Raw genomic sequence first — 16289 nt, 5'->3', positions numbered from 1 at the left:
TCACGCTCAGCCAGACAACGTCGCAACCCGACACCAACTGCTGAACACCAGCCCGCCAGTTTGCGCCCGGGATGGTGCAAGCGCGAATCGATCACGCAAGTGATGAATTCAGCGGGCGCGCACCCGTGATGCACGATTCGCTGCAGCCAGCTAGATCAACCACGCCAAGGCGAACAACCCGAGCATCGTAAAGGTCAGGGCAATCTTGGCGAGGCCGCCGGCCAATAGCCCCAGGGTGGCGCCAATACCAGCCTTCAACGACTGTTTGACGTTTTGCGTGATTGCTACCTCGGCCAGCACAGCACCGACAAACGGGCCGATCAGCAAACCCGGCAGTCCGAAAAAGATCCCAACCAGGACCCCCAGACCCGCCCCAACGAACGCCCAGCGACTCGCTCCAGCGAGTTTGGTGCCAAAGGCGCTGGCCAGAAAGTCGACCAACATGGCGAAAGCGACCAGCACGCCGAGCACCAGCATGGTCCAAATGCTGACCCGCTCGAAACCGTTATGCCAGGCCGCAATCAGCAGACCGACATAAACGAGCGCGATGCCTGGCAACGCTGGCAGGATCGTGCCCACGATGCCGACCAGGACACAGAGGCCCGCCAGGACATACCATCCGTAGGTCGACAACCACAGCAGAATGGCTTCCATGAGCACCAGATCAGAGCAGCGTGAGCAGTTTTCACCAGGGGAAGATGGGGACACATCGGTCTGGCATCAAGGCGGCTGCCACTGCGGTCGGGTCCGGTTTGAGGTTTTGGCCCCGCCAGTGCTGGAGGTCCTCGACTGCAACTGTTCGATCTGTATCAAGACCGGTTTGTGGCATCTGATTGTTCCGAAAACGCATTTTCGGCTGTTGCAGGGCGACGACGCGCTAACCGAGTATCAATTTGGTACCGGCACTGCACGACACCTGTTCTGTGCGACTTGCGGCATCAAATCCTTCTACATCCCGCGTTCCCACCCAGACGGCGTCGACATCAACGCAAGATGCCTGGACCAAAGCCAGGTGCAGGCGCTTCGCATTCGGCCCTATGACGGGCAGAATTGGGAACAGGCCCGTGCGGGCATCGAATAATCGGATGGTTCCATGAGTTCATTGCAAGGCAAAACCCTGTTCATCACTGGCGCCTCACGTGGCATCGGCCTGGCGATTGCGCTGCGCGCGGCCAGGGATGGCGCCAATGTCGTGATTGCGGCCAAGTCGGACGTCCCAAATCCCAAGCTGCCTGGCACGATCGGGGATGCTGCGCGAGCGGTCGAAGCGGCTGGCGGACAAGCGCTCGCGGTCAAGTGCGATATCCGCGAGGAAGAATCGGTGGCGGCAGCGGTAGCAGCCGCTGTCGATCGGTTTGGCGGGATCGACATGCTGATCAACAATGCGAGCGCGATCTGGCTCCGCGGTGCGCTCGATACGCCCATGAAGCGGTTTGACCTGATGATGGGTGTCAACGCGCGCGGCACGTTCTTGTGCGCGCAGCAGTGCCTGCCAGCGCTTCTAAAATCGTCGCAGCCGCATATTCTGACGTTGGCGCCGCCGCTCAATTTGAATCCCAAGTGGTTTGCGCAGCATACGGCGTACACGATGGCCAAATACGGCATGAGCATGGCCACGCTTGGCCTGGCCGCCGAGTTCCAATCACAAGGCATCAACATCAATGCGCTGTGGCCAAAGACCGTGATTCAGACGGCGGCGCTGAACATGATTCCCGGCATCAATCTCTCCGGCTGCCGAACGCCAGAGATCGTGGCCGACGCGGCACACGCCATTTTGAGTCAACCCAAAGGCAGCCAGACCGGGCAGTTCCTGATTGATGAGGACGTGTTGCGCGCCCACGGCCACACGGACTTCAGCGGCTATGCCGTCGATCCTCTGTCGCCGCTGACGCCCGACCTGTTCCTCGACTGAGTGCGCCATGACTGAAGTCCAGAATCTTGCCAGTCTGATCCGCGCCGGTCAGCCCATCATTGCGATCGACACGAACGAAGAAACCCGCGTGGTGGAAACGTTTCGGCATGTGGTGGGACAGGTGTTCCGACCGCTGTTTCGCTGGTCCCTGACCGATGGCCTAACCCGTCTGGACATGGACACCGACAGCGCGCTGACGCCACCGGAAGCCACGGCCGCGCTGCAGTTCGCCAAATCGCAAACGCAGCGCGGTATCTATTTGCTGTGCGATTTCACGCCGTATCTGCGTTACCCGTTCACACTACGCATGTTGCGCGAACTGGCCGAACGCCAGGGCGCGACCGATCACGTGCTCGTGTTGATTGGCGTCAACCTGGAGATCCCGAAGGAGATCGAGCCCTATACGACGCGGTTTCAACTGACATTGCCCGACGAGGCCACGATTGGCAAGATGCTGCGCGACGAGGCGTTTCTGTATTCACGTGAGCACGGCGGCAAGCGCGTCACGGTCGACCCCGAAGCGTTCAAACTGATTGTCCGCAATTTGGTTGGCCTGAAGCTCGCAGACGCACGGACCATCGGGCGGCAATTGATCTTCCGCGATGGCGCCATCGGCAAGAGCGATCTGCCCGAGCTCGCCAAATTGAAGTTCGAGATGCTGAACCGCGAAGGGTTGCTGCACTTTGAATTTGATACCGCTGCGTTTGCGGATGTCGCGGGCCTCGGACGGATGAAGCGCTGGGTCGAGTTGCGCCGCGCGGTGTTTACCGGCGATGTGAAATCACCCGGACTAGACCCACCGAAAGGCATGCTGCTGCTCGGTGTGCAAGGCTGCGGCAAATCATTGGCCGCCAAGGCCGTGGCAGGTAGTTTTGGGGTGCCTTTGGTGCGACTCGATTTTGGCGCGCTCTACAACAAGTATCATGGCGAGACCGAGCGCAACCTCAGACAGTCGCTGACCAATGCCGAGGCCTTGTCACCGTGCGTACTCTGGTGCGATGAAATCGAGAAGGGATTGGCCACCTCCGACAGTGACGATGGCGTCTCCAAGCGCGTGCTCGGCACGTTGTTGACGTGGATGGCTGAACGCAAGAAGCCAGTATTTGTCGTCGCGACTGCCAACGACGTGTCGCGTCTGCCGCCAGAGCTGCTGCGCAAAGGCCGATTCGACGAAATCTTCTTTATCGATCTGCCTGCCGAGGCGGCGCGCAACGAAATCTTCCGCATTCATTTCGACAAGCGCGATCTGGATTGGCAGGAGTTTGAATTGACCACGTTGATCGATGCCAGCAAGGGCTTTTCCGGCGCCGAAATCGAGCAAGCGATCGTCGCCGCACTGTACGCGGCGCATGCGGAAGGTCTGCCGCTATCGCAGGAACATTTGCTGACCGAACTCCGCCACACCAAGCCACTATCGGTGCTGATGGCGGAACAAGTGGAAGGCTTGCGCGAGTGGGCGACCTCACGAACGGTGCCGGCAGACTGAGTGCCGCATTGCTGGCGAACTTCTGATGAGCCGCCGCGGCTATCGGTTTGGTCCTCGTCCATCAGAGCGAGGCGCTTCGCAATCAAACTACCGAACCAGTCACCACGGCGGTGGTGACTGGTTTCGGAGTTGGCGTTAGGCGCGCTGTCGCCGCAGCGCCATCCCACTCAATCCCAAGATCAGCAAGGCCAATGTCGCGAGCATCGCCGGGCTTAGGGTCGAGATGGTTACCGCCGCGGCCGTGAACGCCGTCGGATCTGCACTGCCACCGGCACCTGGGTCGTCAGTCAGGCGCTGCGCATTGTTGGTGCCATTACCAAGCGCGTCATAGTTGATCTGACCCTGATTGATGACCTGAGTCCCCGCGGCCGAACCGTTGATCGTGCCCTGGATCGTGATCGTGACCGAGGTGCCGGTCGCGATACTGCCGTTCCAAATCACGGAATTGGCACCGATGTCCGCGGTTGCAATGCCACTGGTGGCCGATGCCGAAGTCAGCGATACACCAGCAGGTAGCAAATCGACAAATTCGCTGCCGGCATTATCTGCCTGCGCCCCAGCACCCGAGTTGGTCAACACAATGGTGTACGTGATTTGCCCGCCAACCATGAACGCGCCGTTGACGGTCTTGGTGCCACTCACATCGGCTGGACCTGCGACCATGAAGGTGGTCGGACTGACCGGCCCACCCACAGCCGGGTCATCGGTGAGCAAGGTCAGCGTGTTGCTGCCAATGCCGCTCACGTCAGATTGCACCGTGCCCTGGTTTGAGATGGGACCAGGTGGCGTGCCAGCATTGATGGTTGCCGTAATCGTGATCGTCACTTGGCTGACCGTCGGAATACTGCCGTTCCAGGTCACCGTATTCGTCCCGACGGACGCCACCGCGGTGCCACTCGAAGCGGTTGCCGAAACCAAGGTCAATGCGGATGGCAAAACGTCGATGAATTCGTCGGTTGGATTGTCGAATTGCGTGTAGAGGCCAACATTGGTCAAGGTGATCGTATAGGTCACCGTGCCGCCCGGGTAGTAATCGCCGCTCACGGATTTGCTGCCGCCAATCGTGGCTGGCGAGCGCACAAAGAAATCGGTCGGGTCGCTCACGCCGCCGATGGCTGGGTCATCGGTCACGCCAGTGGCTTCGCTGTTGCCGTCGCCATCGTTGTCATACCTGATCGTGCCCTGGTTGGAAATGACCGTGAGCCCGGTGTTGGCGCCGATCGTGGCGTTGATCGTAATCGTTACCGAACCACCTGCACTAATGCTGCCATTCCAACTGACCGTGTTGCCGGCAGTGCTGGCGGTGCCAGCAGTAGCCGAGGCCGAAGTCAGCGTCAGGCTCGACGGCAGCACATCGGTGAACTCATCGCCAGGATTGTCGAATTGTGCCCCGATGCCACTGTTGCTTAGGACAACCGTGTAGGTCATGGTGCCGTTCGGATTGATCGAGCCAGACCGGGTCTTGGTGCCACTGATCGTCGCTGGCGATACGGCCGTAAACGCGGTCGGGTCGCTGGCGCCCCCCACGGCCGGGTCGTCACTCAAACGGCTGGTTTCATTGGTGCCTTCGCCATCGAGATCAACGTTGGCCGTGGCTTGGGCGCTAAAAATAGTGCCTGGTGTCGTACCGACGCCAAAGGCCGCGTTGATCGTCACCGTGACCGAGCTACCCGCAGCGACTACACCGTTCCAATCCACGGTGCCGGTGCCAATGGTGGCCACCGCTGTGCCCGAGGTGGCGGTCGCCGACACGAGGGTCAAGCCCGCAGGCAGCACGAGCGTGTACTCACTGCCCGGATTGTCCTGCTGGTCAAATGTCCCGCTATTGGTGATGGTCGCTGTGTAGCCGATCGCATTGCCGATGACGAACGGTCCAACGGCGACCAAGGTCGAACTCACGTCGGCCGGTGACAGCACTGTGGTACTGGCAGAAGCCGTGTTGTTGGCCGTGTTCGGATCATTGTTGGCCGAGGCCGCCGCACCTTGATTGGCCAAGGTGCCCGCCATGTTCGGCGCGTTCAGCGTGATGTCCAGCGTTGCCGTCGCACCATTCCCCAAGGTCGCCAGATTCCAGACACCAGTCGCTGGCGCGTATACACCCTGCGAGGCTGTGAACGTGGTCGGATCCAGCGCTGGGAATGACGGGAAGTTCTCCAGCACATTCAGGCTGTAGGCCGAATCGGCACCCGTGTTGCGCACCTGCAGCGAATAGGTAACCGGCGAACCGACCAGAACCGTTGGGCTGCTAACCGACATACTGAGCGCAAGATCTGATGAGCGCGGTGCCAACACACAGGCCTTGTTGATGTCGTTGCTTGGATTGGTGTCGACCAAAGCCGTGCTGCCGATCGAGGCCGTGTTGCATTGCTGATCGGTCGAATCGACGCGAGCTTGAATCTCCAGTGTCGCGCTGGCGCCATTGGTCAGTGTGCCGGGGATCGTCCACGTGGCGGTGGCGTTCGAGAACGCACCGGCACCGTTGTCAGACAGGTACGTGAGGCCAACCGGCAGAATGTCGGTCACGGCAACGCCGGTGACATCGTTCGGACCATTGTTGGTCGCGGTCAAGGTCAAGGTGACCGTGCTGCCAAAGGCTGGCGTGGCCGACGAGAAACTCTGACTGATCGCCATATCCGCACGCTGCGCGGTATCCAATGCCACCACTTCGGCGCGGGTACCGGACTTGTTGAAATGATGCAGCAGCAGCGCGCCTTTGCTGCCGTTGGCAGTCAGGTTGGCCGTGTTCCAGCTGACCGGCAGCGTGTTGCCGTTCAGGTCTTCGTCGAGGAAGTTGCCGCCAAAATTCACGCCCTGGGCAGCCCAGTTGTAGGTGAATGGACCATTCTCGGCGTCGAAGACGGCCGAGCTGGCTGGCGAGCAACGATCGCCCGTGGTGGTACGCGCACAACCAGAGTTACCCGGACAGGCGACGACCTTGTATCGGAACGAGGTCACGGCGGTCGACGCAAATCCGAGCGTACTCGGGCTTGCCGCCAGCATCAGCACATTGTTCTGGTGCGTGGCCGTGTCGAGCACATTCGGTCCAACGAGATTCACTGGAGATCCGAGACCAAGGATGGAGAAACCACCCGTGCCAGCGTCTTGAACGACACGCACGAATGTGTCTTGAGGCTGGGAGCCGGCGACAAAGATGCTTGGATTGACGTTGTAGAGGATCTTGTCGTAGACGCCATCGGTATTGTTGTCGACGCACACGCCAAAAGCCACGTCGCTCATCGTCGACCAGTCACCCCAGCTCGCGATGCCGAACATGACCAAGTCATTGGTCAGACTCGGTGCTCCGGCCGCTTGGTAGTAGCTCGTGCCGACATAACGGATATCGGCATAGTCCGGCGCACTGGTTGGATTGCGTGCGCTAACGACGCCCAGTTCGAACGGCGACACCAGGGACACCGAGTCGGTCGGGAAGGTACCGGTACAGGTCGGGCCGGCGGCCAGCGTGCCGGTGCAAACACCGGTGCCACTGAGCGGGATCGTGGTCGAGCCTGTCGGCGCACCGCCCGTGGTGATCGTATCCGGGGCCGACATGGTCGAGGCCGGGCGGTTCGCCATATACAAAGGCAGGCGGAACTGGGTGGTCGAGGCCTGACGGAAATTCAGATACGCGCTTTCTTCGGTCAAGAAGCTGCGCGGCTGATCACCGTAGTTGTTCTGCACACCCTGAGTGGCGAACAGGCTTGGGTCACGGGTGTGGTCCATCAGCGTCGCATCGGCCGACATCTGCACATCGATGTCGACGGTCTGGCCCGCCGGAACCGTCACGGTATTGCCGCCCGGCAGGCTGAAGCTGACGCCCGGTGCGTCGACCACAGTATCGAAGGTCAGGTCAAAGGTCTGACTGGTGCTGCCCTTGTTGACCACGTGAACCTTTTTGATCTCGGTCACGGTGCTGGCTACTTCCGGCGTAAAAGTGACACTGACCAAACCGGTGTCATCAGCATTGAACGCTACGACTTTACCGGCTGCCGATTTGGCTGGCAGCGTACGGCCAGCGCCAATGCGCGAGAGGTTGTAGCGCGGCCCGGCGCCACCGCCGAATTGCGTGACATCCTGGGTCGCGTAGTTCATGACCAGGGCCTTCAGCTCTTCGACCGTCCAGGTTGGATTGAGCTGGCGCAGCAAGGCCATGATGCCGGCGATATGCGGGCTGGCCATCGAGGTGCCGTTCAAAGTCAATGTCCGGCTGGCAACTTGCGTTCCGGAGGGGTCGGCGACCCCTGTGCAACTGAACGACCCACTGGTCTGCGTCAAACACGTGTTGCCCGTTTGCATCGAGACGATATTGACGCCCGGCGCGGCGATGTCGGGCTTCAGACGCAGGATGCCGGTGTTACCCATGCGGCGCGGGCCGCGCGAGGTGAAGCTCGCCGCCGTGTCGCCACCGTTCGGTCCGAGCAGTGTGACATTCAACGTCGCAATATTGGCCTTGAACGTATTCGCGTCTGCCAAGGTCACTCGCACAGAAGGGATGGTGATCGTGGCATCGGCGCCGCCCAAACCTGGCGGCGGTGTTCCGGGCACGTTGTCAGCGATGATCACCGCCACGGCCCCGGCATTTTGAGCATTCTTGACCTTGACGGTGAATCCGCAGGTACCGCGATCAATCAACGCAATCTTGCCGACAACAGCGGCTGCGTTGGTCAGGGCGGAGCAGCCATCAGTCGTCAGCGGACCAGCGCCATCTGCGGGATCGAGCGCAATCACCACAGACTGCGGTCCAGGCGGTGTGCCGCTGGCAGTCAATGCTGCGCCAAAGCTGGCGCTCCCGGCGAAGTAATTACCCACGATGCCGGCCGGGGCATTGACTTGCACGATTGGCGCCACTTCATTGCCGTCGAGCGTGGCCGCAGTCGCGATCACGCGCGAACCCGCGCCGGGCGAGCCGCTGATGAAGAAGGTGTCGCCGGAATTGCCTGCCGACGCAACCACGATGACCCCCGCAGCCGCCGCATTGTCGGCGGCGAGCGAACTGGCATTGCCAGGGCTGCCGAACGATGAGCCGAGCGACATGTTGATCACGTCGAGGTGGTCGGAGAAGTCCGAGTCACCGTTCGGGTCCATGGCCCAGTTGATCGCGCTGACGGTCAAGCCGGTACTGCCAAAGCAGCCAAATACGCGAAGGCCGTAAAGGGAAGCCTTGGGCGCGGTACCCGGGGCAATCGCCAGCCCCGAATAGGTCGACAGATTGGCATCATAGGGACCTGCGAACGTGGCGTTGGCTGCCGTCATGCCCAAGCCTGCCGCCGTACCCGACACATGACTGCCGTGACCGCCGCAGTCCATCGGATTGACATCGGGCACGGGCGCATTGGAGCCCGTGTAGGCATCGCCCGCGAAATCGGCGCCGCCGACGACTTTCGCAGTTGGAAACAGGCCGACGGTCGTAAAGCCGGTCGTGTTGCTCCGCTCGGTGTTGTAGTCCGCGGCCGCGGTACCGGTGCCGCCGAGATTCGGATGCAGGTAGTCGACACCCGTGTCGATGACGCCAATCCGGATGCCCGTACCATCAGCACCCGCAGGCAAGCCGATGGTATTGGCCCAGACGTTCGGCGTACCGATCAAAGGCACGCTCTGTGAACTGGTTGGGTATTCCCGCTCAATTGGGATCACGCGCTTGACGCCCGCGATCTTCGCCATCGCACTGATCTGACTCTTGTCGGCAAACACCGAGATACCGTTCAGCACGCGCTCGACCCGATAGACCTCTTGCACGTTGAAAGCGCTCAAAGCGCTGGACAAACGTGCCAAGGCAGCGAGATTCTTGTTGACCTGACTGCGCCCGGCAGCCACCGCATTAGCACGGGCCTGCTCGCGCGAGACCCGCGGATTGTTGAGCGCTTCGGCGTAGACCGCCGCCGCTGCCGGCTCGCTCAGCTCGACGAATACCTGAATGCGACCATCCGCCATCGTGACGATGTCGCTTTCGGCCGAATTGACGGCGCCGACGTTGCGCGCTGGCGCAGCGTTGATATTCCAGGCGCTGGCCGGGCTCGACACCCAGGACGCTGCAACGGTGACGCCCGCCAAAGCCGCAAAGACCGCCATTCCGAGCGGCCGCCTGGCGCGCAAAAGATTCCTGCTCATGCCCTTCTCCCAAAGTAAGCCAGCCGACAAGCCCGAAACCGGTCTTGCACGGCCCTTAGACACCACCGTAGTCGCCCTCAGCAGGCAACCCCTATTTGCAAAACAGAATTCCCTGACGGACCAATTGGAGCAGTTCGTCCTGAGGCCCTGGCCGCTCGTCACGCTGCGCCGCAATGCCAGGGCTCTGGCTGCAGGGGAGACGTGAATTGCCGCAAGTCCGTGATCGTACCCGCAAATCTAATGCACGTGGATGCCTGCAGGGCAAGAATTCAGCCCCTAACATCCCAAACTTCTGTGAGCCATGAGCGTTCACGACTACAGACGCTGGTCGCGCGAACCCGACCGCCATCGCCGCGCGACCTCGTTCTGCGGGGAATTTGCCTTGGCAGTTTGCTCACATTCGGCCAAGATGCCGGTATGGACTTCACACGCGCCCGAACATGACCCCCGGCAGTACCGAGTTTCTCCGGGCCCGGCAATTGCTGGATGGCCTTCCCTGGTTTCAGGGCCTGCCGGAAGACGCACGCAATCTGTTGGCTGCTGGTTGCAGTTGGCACCATCTGCCGGGCGGCGATGTGCTGTTTTACGAAGGCGAGTCCGCTGATGCGGTGTATCTGATTGCACGCGGTTCGCTGGGGGCATTCCGCAAACGCGATGATGATGTGCAAAGCATCGGCGAGATGTTCGCTGGCGAAAGCGTCGGCGAACTCGGTGTGCTCACGGGGCGACCGCGGGTGGCCACCGTTCGCGCGCTGCGTGATTCCGAGTTACTCAAGCTGCCCGGCAGCCACTTGGAAACGTTGGCCAATCAATTTCCCCAGGCGCTGCTTGGCTTGGCGCGGCTTGCGCTGAAGCGGGCCGGCCAGGGCGGCGCGCGGCGCTATGACTCGGCCCCCCGTACCATCGCACTGTTACCGCAATGTGCGGGGGCCCCGATCCGCGAGTTCGCGTCGCAGTTGTTGATGCGCCTGTCGCGCTTCGGCCGCGTGCGCTTGCTCACCAGTAGCGACGCCCACCATTCCATTGAATGGTGCTTGCAGCAGGAAGAGGATGCACGCTTCGTGCTCTATCTCGCCGATGAATCGAGTGGCGACTGGCGCGAACGTTGCCGTCGTCAGGCCGATGCATGGCTGTTGCTCGCGCTTTCCGATGAAACACCTGGCGCATTTGCCGAGGTGCTGCAACCCGTACCGCATCCCGATGCGCCGAGGCCCGAGCATTTGGTCCTGCTGCATCGCGACAAGCCGCGTCTTGGCGCTGGCAAGCGCTGGCTGAAGACCAGGCCTCGCGCGCAATTGCATCATGTTCGTCATGAGCCCGATGTCGGCCGCCTCGCCCGCCTGCTCTGCCAGCAGGCTCTGGGCTTGGTACTTTCGGGCGGCGGTGCACGCGGCTTTGCGCACCTTGGTGTGATCAAAGCGCTGCGCGAGGCGAATTTCGAAATCGATGCCGTGGGCGGCACGTCAATGGGCGCCGTCATCGGCGCCGGCTTGGCGGCAGATTGGTCGACCGAGGAAATGATCGAGGTCTTCCGGCGCGCGTTCTACGACACCAATCCGCTGTCGGATTGGACGCTGCCGCTGATCAGCCTCGTCTCCGGTCACAAGCAGTCCAAGCTCTTGCAGGACAGTTTTGGCGATCGCGATATCGAGGACTTGATCCTGCCCTACTTCTGTGTGAGCGCGAATCTGACGCATGGCAATGCCGTCGTGCATCGCAGTGGCCCACTTTGGTACTGGTTGCGGGCCTCCACGGCAATACCCGGAATCGTGCCGCCACTAATGCATCGCGGTGAGGTCTATGTGGACGGCGGTGTCATCAACAATTTTCCGGTCGATGTGATGCGGGATTTGCATCATGGCGAGATCATCGCCGTGGATGTCGGTGGTGACTATCGACTTCGCGCTGAACAAGATGAGACCGAACTGCCACCGATCTGGCAATTGTTCAGCGAGTGGTTTGGCCCCAAGCGGCGCCCCACACTCAGGCAGGTGCTACTGCGTGCAGGCATGGTCAATTCCGGCAGCGCCGCGCAACAGGCGCGAGCGTTATCGTCGCTGCTGTTGGCGCCGCCTTTGGGCGATATCGATTTGCTCGAATGGAAAGCCTACTACCGTGCCATCGATCGCGGCTATCAATACGCGCTGCGCATGATCGGTGGTGACAAGGATGCGCTCATGCAGGAAACGCCAGCGCTCTGGTAGTACCGTTCTGGTGCCTGCCGGGCTGCCGCGCAGCCCGGCATTGGGTTGCCCAACATCTGCCTGGAAACGCATTCCTCGTTCCATCTGCAAATGTTCGATCAGCGTCGCGCTTACAACCGGAACAATCGCAGCGCGTTCACAATAGCCGCTTTGATCGGTCGCGGCAGCGCTGCGGCATCAACGCTTTGTCCGTTTACCAAGACCGCCCCAGAGATCGTGGAGCCTTCTTCAGCTCGCTCAACCGTCAGGTCGGTGAAGGCGATGTTGGTCGTGCGCGACTGCGGCGCGCTGCCGCCGGTCGGCGTTCCGGTGGTCACCAGTGTGAGGCTGCCATCATAGGTCACGACAACCAGATCGCCGTCACGCGCCGCTTCTCGGGCCGCATTGCCGTTCAATACAGCCGCTGCATCGTTGCGGAAGTGGAAGTTTGTATAGGCCCCCTCGGCAAGGCGGGTCGCATTGTCCTCGCCCAGCGTGCCGGCTGCCGACATGGTGAACGAGCCGCCGAGCTCGTCGCGGATCGTCGTGCTGCGGGTGTATTCGAAACCGGCACTGGCGAGCGTGCTGGTGAGCAAGAGGGCGGATGCAAGCATGGTCTTCAACATGGGAACACTCCTTGGATTCGTAGTGGTGGCTCAGGTCGTTTTGGGTGGACCTGATTCGGGCCGCGGTCGCGGTCTCCCCGTCTACAACGCGCGCGCTAGGTTCCCGTTGACGCGTCGTCTTTTCGCCACGTGCTTCAAATCGGTCACCACAGGACTTTCCGATAAGATCGCGGAGCGCCAGTACCGGCGCGGCTTTGCGAGGAGTGCGGGGATGTTTTTGGTTAGAGTTCAGACAGTACTTCTGGCGCTGTTCCTGGTCGCGACAAACACCCAGGCAGAACCGGGAAAAACACTCAGCGTCACCATCGATGACCTGCCCTGGGTGAGCCTGCCTGATCGCGCACCGGCGGATCTGTCGCTGCGGCATCAAGCATTGATCACGCATTTGCGTACGGCTGGAATTCCGGTGATTGGCTTCGTCAACGAGTACAAGCTTGTCGACGACGGAACCATATCGCCAGTCCGCGTGCAGATGTTGCGCGACTGGCTCGACGCGGGCTTCGCGCTCGGCAACCACAGCCGGGACCATCTCGATCTCCATGTGGTTGGTCTGTCGGCATTTACCGACAACATCATCGAAGGCGAACAGGTCTTACGGCCGCTGCTCGCCGAGTACCACGCCAAACCGACTTGGTTTCGGCATCCGTATCTGCATGCCGGTCACTCAAGCGCGGAGCGCGCAGCACTTGCCGCGTTCCTCCATACCCATGGTTATCGCGTGGCGCCGGTGACGATCGACAATAGCGAATGGATCTACGCCAAGGCTTATCATGATTGTGTGCGCGATGCGCGCTGCAAGGCAGCGACGCGCCGCACACTTGTCCGGAGCTACGTGCCGTATATGCGTGCCAAGATTCGCTACTACGAGGGGCAGTCGCAGCAGTTCTTTGGCCGGCAGATTGCCCAGGTTCTGCTCTTGCACGCGAATGAACTCAATGCTGCTGCGATCGACCAGCTGCTGGACATGATCCGCGCCGAAGGCTACCGCTTTGTGTCGCTCGAAACCGCCCTGCAGGATCCGGTGTACACCAGCCCTGATGGCTATGACGGTGCGGCCGGCCCGAGCTGGATTCATCGCTTTGCGCTGGCACAGGGCTTCAAAGGCGCTGATTTTGCAGGCGAGCCGCGCGTCCCGGACTTTGTTCTGAGGTTGGCCCGAGTTGACGGCGAATGACATTGGCAGCACTGCTGTTCGGCGTTTCGGGCGCCAAGAGCCGGATACGAAAAAAAGCGTTTTGACACAAGCGTCATGACAGCGTGGGGCCGTCGGCGCTGTCACTCGGTTTGCGATTGTTGGCCCGAACGACGATCGCACCGCGCGTCGTGCACGGCGAAGGCTCACGCGCACCGTGAGGCGCGCGCACGGGTATTGCGGCGCGTATCGACGACGCTCGTGGTCATCACGCGGTGCCGGGTTACCCCCAAAAGACGACTCCCCGCACGCGGCGGGGAGTCTTGTCTGCATTCATACCGTCGTGGTCGATCAGTCGCGTTCAGTCGGACGCAAGAACCAACGGCACAACGCCGGCAGGAAGACAATGGCGGCAATCATGTTCACCACGAACATGAAGGTCAGCATCAGACCCATGTCAGCTTGGAACTTCAGTTCCGAGAAGTACCAGGTGAAGACGCCTGCAGCGAGCGTCAAGGCGGTGTAGAAGATCGCAATACCGGTGGTCTTCAGCGCACCGAAGTAGGACTCCGACAAGGTCGCGCCATTGCCCATGTTTTCACGCATGCGCGCAAAAATATAGATCGCGTAGTCGACACCAATACCGACACCCAGCGCCACCACGGTCAGCGTATTGACCTTCATGCCGATGTTGAGGTGCGTCATCAGCGTATGCCCGAGCTCGGTCACGAGCACCAGCGGCAACACGATGCACAGTGCCGCCAATGGATTCCGGAAGCTGAGCAGGCACATCAGGAACACCGCGGCGTAGAGGTAATACAGCATGTCGTGTTCGACATGGCGCACCGTGTCATTGATGGCCGCCATCACCCCCAGGTTGCCGGTAGCAAGGCGCAGATTGACCTGGTCGGTCTGGTACTGCTCGCCATTCGCTTCGGCCGCCGCACGCGCAGCATCACGAGTCTTCCGGAAATCCGCAAAGGCAGCCTTGTTCTCGTCCCGGAACGCCTTCACAGCGTCCACGACACGGTCGATCGTTGTCGCCTTATGGTCGGTCGTGAAGATCGTGATCGGCATGGCCTTGCATTCCTGGTCGTCGAGCAGACCGGAGTCGCTTTCCACGCCCTGCAGGCTCTGCCGCAACAGGTTCGGGTCACGCGGAATGGTACGCCAGCGAACATTGCCCTCGTTGTAGCCAGCGTAGATGATCTTCGCGACCTGCGGCAGCGTAATGACCTGCTGCACGCCTTCGACGTTTGACATGTGCCACGCGAAGCGATCGATCAGTGCCATGGCCTTCGGGCTTTCGGTACAAGCGAACGGACCGACTTCGGCAATCACGTTCATGATGTCGACACCGAGTGCGAACTTGCTGGTGATCACAGCCGAGTCCTGGTTGTAGCGCGACTCCGGACGGAGCTCGGCCACGCCACGCTCAGCGTCACCGATCATGACCTTGTCGCCCTGCGCTTCGGCGAAATACCACGTCACGGTGCCAATGACGATCAGAATGGCAGCCGGGATCGGACGCGAAAAGCGCGTGAGGAATTCCCAAATCTTGTCGAAGGCTGTGAGCTGCCGCAGTCGATACTCGCGTTTCTTTTCCAGATTGCGGAGCGTCGTGTAGCTGAGCAGTACCGGCAGCAGCACGAGATCGGTCAGGATGGTCAGTGCGACACCGACGGTCGCGGTGATCGCGAGCTCGTACACCATGCGGATTTCGATCAGCATGATCGTGCCGAAGCCGATACAGCCAGCCAGCAACGCGATCGCACCTGGGATCAGCAAGGCGCGGAAGGCGCTGCGCGCCGCCACATCAGCCGGCACGCCGTGTCGCGTGCGGAGTTCTTCGACCGTTCCCTCTTCGAGCCCTCCAAAGAAGATCTCGCCGCGAAACCGGTTGATCATCTGCTCGCCGTGACTGACCGCAATCGCAAATATCAGGAACGGCGTCAGCATGTTCATGGGGTCAATACCGAAACCGAGCAGCTTCAGGGCTCCCAACATCCAGATGACCGCGACGAAGGCGCAGAACACCGTCAGGCTCGCGAGCTTGGCCGATGTCGAATAGATGAACAGCAGGAACCAGGTCAGGATGATCGTGACCAGGAAAAAGCCCATGACCGAGCGTGCGCCATCGGCAATATCACCCACCATCTTGGCGAAGCCAATGATGTGCACGTCGACGTTCGGGTTCTCTTTCGTGACCTTTTCGCGAATCTTCTCCAGATCGTGCGCGACACGCTGGTAATCGAGTTTGCCGCCTTTTGCTGCGACTTCCGGGATCAGCTCGGCCATCAACATGGCACCCGAGAAATCCTTGGCAACGAGGCGACCGACGACGCCGGCCTTGACGATGTTCGCCTTGATCTGCGCGAAATCCTCCGGCGTCGGCTCATAGCCTTCGGCGGTCGTGCTGAACGTCGATGGGATGACATTGCCACCGGCAAAGCCGTCTTCGACAATTTCGACGAAGCGAACATTGGGCGTGAAGATCGAGCGCGAGTGCGAATCGTCGACTTCGTCCAGCGCGAGCGTGTCGTTGGTGATTTGTTCCAGCGATCGCATGAAGGCCATGTTGAACATGTCGCCCTTCTTGTCGACCACAGCCACCAACACACGATTGGCGCCACCAAACTCTTTCTCGTAATCGAGGAAGGTCTGCATGTACTCATGCTTCAGCGGCACCTGCTTCTTGAAGCCGGCGTCGACCGAGAGCTGGGCGGCAAAATAGAGCATCACCGCTGTGATGGCGGTGAAGAGAATCAGCACCGTTGGCCGGGAGGCAAAGACGATCCGTTCGGCAAACCGAGCGAAAGCGCTGTCGGAATTTCCTGCGTGCATG

9 protein-coding genes are annotated in these 16289 nt (G+C 60.8%); 5 read left to right on the top strand and 4 right to left on the bottom strand.

The features are described from left to right. Window positions 1–150 precede the first annotated feature (150 nt). The gene (locus C7S18_RS00550) at window positions 151–654 is read right to left on the bottom strand and encodes a DUF456 domain-containing protein (RefSeq protein WP_106889705.1); all 504 of its coding nucleotides are present in this window, start codon (window positions 652–654) and stop codon (window positions 151–153) included. Here C7S18_RS00550 and C7S18_RS00545 point away from each other — a divergent pair. Genes C7S18_RS00545 through C7S18_RS00535 form a run of 3 tightly spaced genes read left to right on the top strand, consistent with a single transcriptional unit; the run spans window position 653 to window position 3398 of the window. After that, a complete protein-coding gene (locus tag C7S18_RS00545) occupies window positions 653–1081 on the top strand; it encodes a GFA family protein (protein ID WP_106889704.1) in 429 nt (142 codons plus the stop codon). The genes C7S18_RS00550 and C7S18_RS00545 overlap by 2 nt on opposite strands. A 12-nt stretch (window positions 1082–1093) precedes the next feature. Beyond that, window positions 1094–1912 carry an SDR family oxidoreductase gene (locus C7S18_RS00540; protein WP_106889703.1) on the top strand — a complete coding sequence of 273 codons (819 nt, stop codon included), beginning with the start codon at window positions 1094–1096 and terminating at the stop codon, window positions 1910–1912. Between the two features lie 7 nt (window positions 1913–1919). Further along, window positions 1920–3398 (top strand): AAA family ATPase, encoded by a 1479-nt coding sequence (locus C7S18_RS00535; RefSeq protein WP_106889702.1) that lies wholly within the window; start codon window positions 1920–1922, stop codon window positions 3396–3398. 135 nt (window positions 3399–3533) lie between these two features. Here the strand turns inward: C7S18_RS00535 and C7S18_RS00530 are convergent, their stop codons facing one another. Next, window positions 3534–9503 (bottom strand): S8 family serine peptidase, encoded by a 5970-nt coding sequence (locus C7S18_RS00530; protein ID WP_106889701.1) that lies wholly within the window; start codon window positions 9501–9503, stop codon window positions 3534–3536. 440 nt (window positions 9504–9943) lie between these two features. Here C7S18_RS00530 and C7S18_RS00520 point away from each other — a divergent pair, with 440 nt between their 5' ends. Beyond that, window positions 9944–11707 carry a patatin-like phospholipase family protein gene (locus C7S18_RS00520; RefSeq protein WP_106889699.1) on the top strand — a complete coding sequence of 588 codons (1764 nt, stop codon included), beginning with the start codon at window positions 9944–9946 and terminating at the stop codon, window positions 11705–11707. A gap of 110 nt (window positions 11708–11817) precedes the next feature. On the opposite strand, the gene C7S18_RS00515 is transcribed toward C7S18_RS00520, so the two are convergent. Beyond that, a complete protein-coding gene (locus C7S18_RS00515) occupies window positions 11818–12312 on the bottom strand; it encodes a hypothetical protein (protein ID WP_106889698.1) in 495 nt (164 codons plus the stop codon). A 211-nt stretch (window positions 12313–12523) separates the two neighbouring features. On the opposite strand from C7S18_RS00515, the gene C7S18_RS00510 reads away from it, so the two are divergent. Then, window positions 12524–13486 (top strand): polysaccharide deacetylase family protein, encoded by a 963-nt coding sequence (locus C7S18_RS00510; protein ID WP_106889697.1) that lies wholly within the window; start codon window positions 12524–12526, stop codon window positions 13484–13486. 309 nt (window positions 13487–13795) lie between these two features. Here the strand turns inward: C7S18_RS00510 and C7S18_RS00505 are convergent, their stop codons facing one another. Further along, on the bottom strand, window positions 13796–16288 hold the full coding sequence (locus tag C7S18_RS00505; RefSeq protein ID WP_106889696.1) for an efflux RND transporter permease subunit: 2493 nt from the start codon (window positions 16286–16288) through the stop codon (window positions 13796–13798). Window position 16289 lies beyond the last annotated feature (1 nt).

This window comes from Ahniella affigens (genome assembly GCF_003015185.1).
Lineage (GTDB): Bacteria > Pseudomonadota > Gammaproteobacteria > Xanthomonadales > Ahniellaceae > Ahniella > Ahniella affigens.
The sequence above is the reverse complement of the archived record's forward strand: the minus strand, read 5'-3'. Positions and strand labels throughout refer to the sequence as shown.

What these genes read in the sequence shown, in the direction of transcription:
- C7S18_RS00545 (WP_106889704.1), top strand. Translation starts at nt 653, where the DNA reads ATGAGCACCAGATCAGAGCAGCGTGAGCAGTTTTCACCAGGGGAAGAT.
- C7S18_RS00550 (WP_106889705.1), bottom strand. Translation starts at nt 654, where the DNA reads ATGGAAGCCATTCTGCTGTGGTTGTCGACCTACGGATGGTATGTCCTG.
- C7S18_RS00540 (WP_106889703.1), top strand. Translation starts at nt 1,094, where the DNA reads ATGAGTTCATTGCAAGGCAAAACCCTGTTCATCACTGGCGCCTCACGT.
- C7S18_RS00535 (WP_106889702.1), top strand. Translation starts at nt 1,920, where the DNA reads ATGACTGAAGTCCAGAATCTTGCCAGTCTGATCCGCGCCGGTCAGCCC.
- C7S18_RS00530 (WP_106889701.1), bottom strand. Translation starts at nt 9,503, where the DNA reads ATGAGCAGGAATCTTTTGCGCGCCAGGCGGCCGCTCGGAATGGCGGTC.
- C7S18_RS00520 (WP_106889699.1), top strand. Translation starts at nt 9,944, where the DNA reads ATGACCCCCGGCAGTACCGAGTTTCTCCGGGCCCGGCAATTGCTGGAT.
- C7S18_RS00515 (WP_106889698.1), bottom strand. Translation starts at nt 12,312, where the DNA reads ATGTTGAAGACCATGCTTGCATCCGCCCTCTTGCTCACCAGCACGCTC.
- C7S18_RS00510 (WP_106889697.1), top strand. Translation starts at nt 12,524, where the DNA reads ATGTTTTTGGTTAGAGTTCAGACAGTACTTCTGGCGCTGTTCCTGGTC.
- C7S18_RS00505 (WP_106889696.1), bottom strand. Translation starts at nt 16,288, where the DNA reads ATGCACGCAGGAAATTCCGACAGCGCTTTCGCTCGGTTTGCCGAACGG.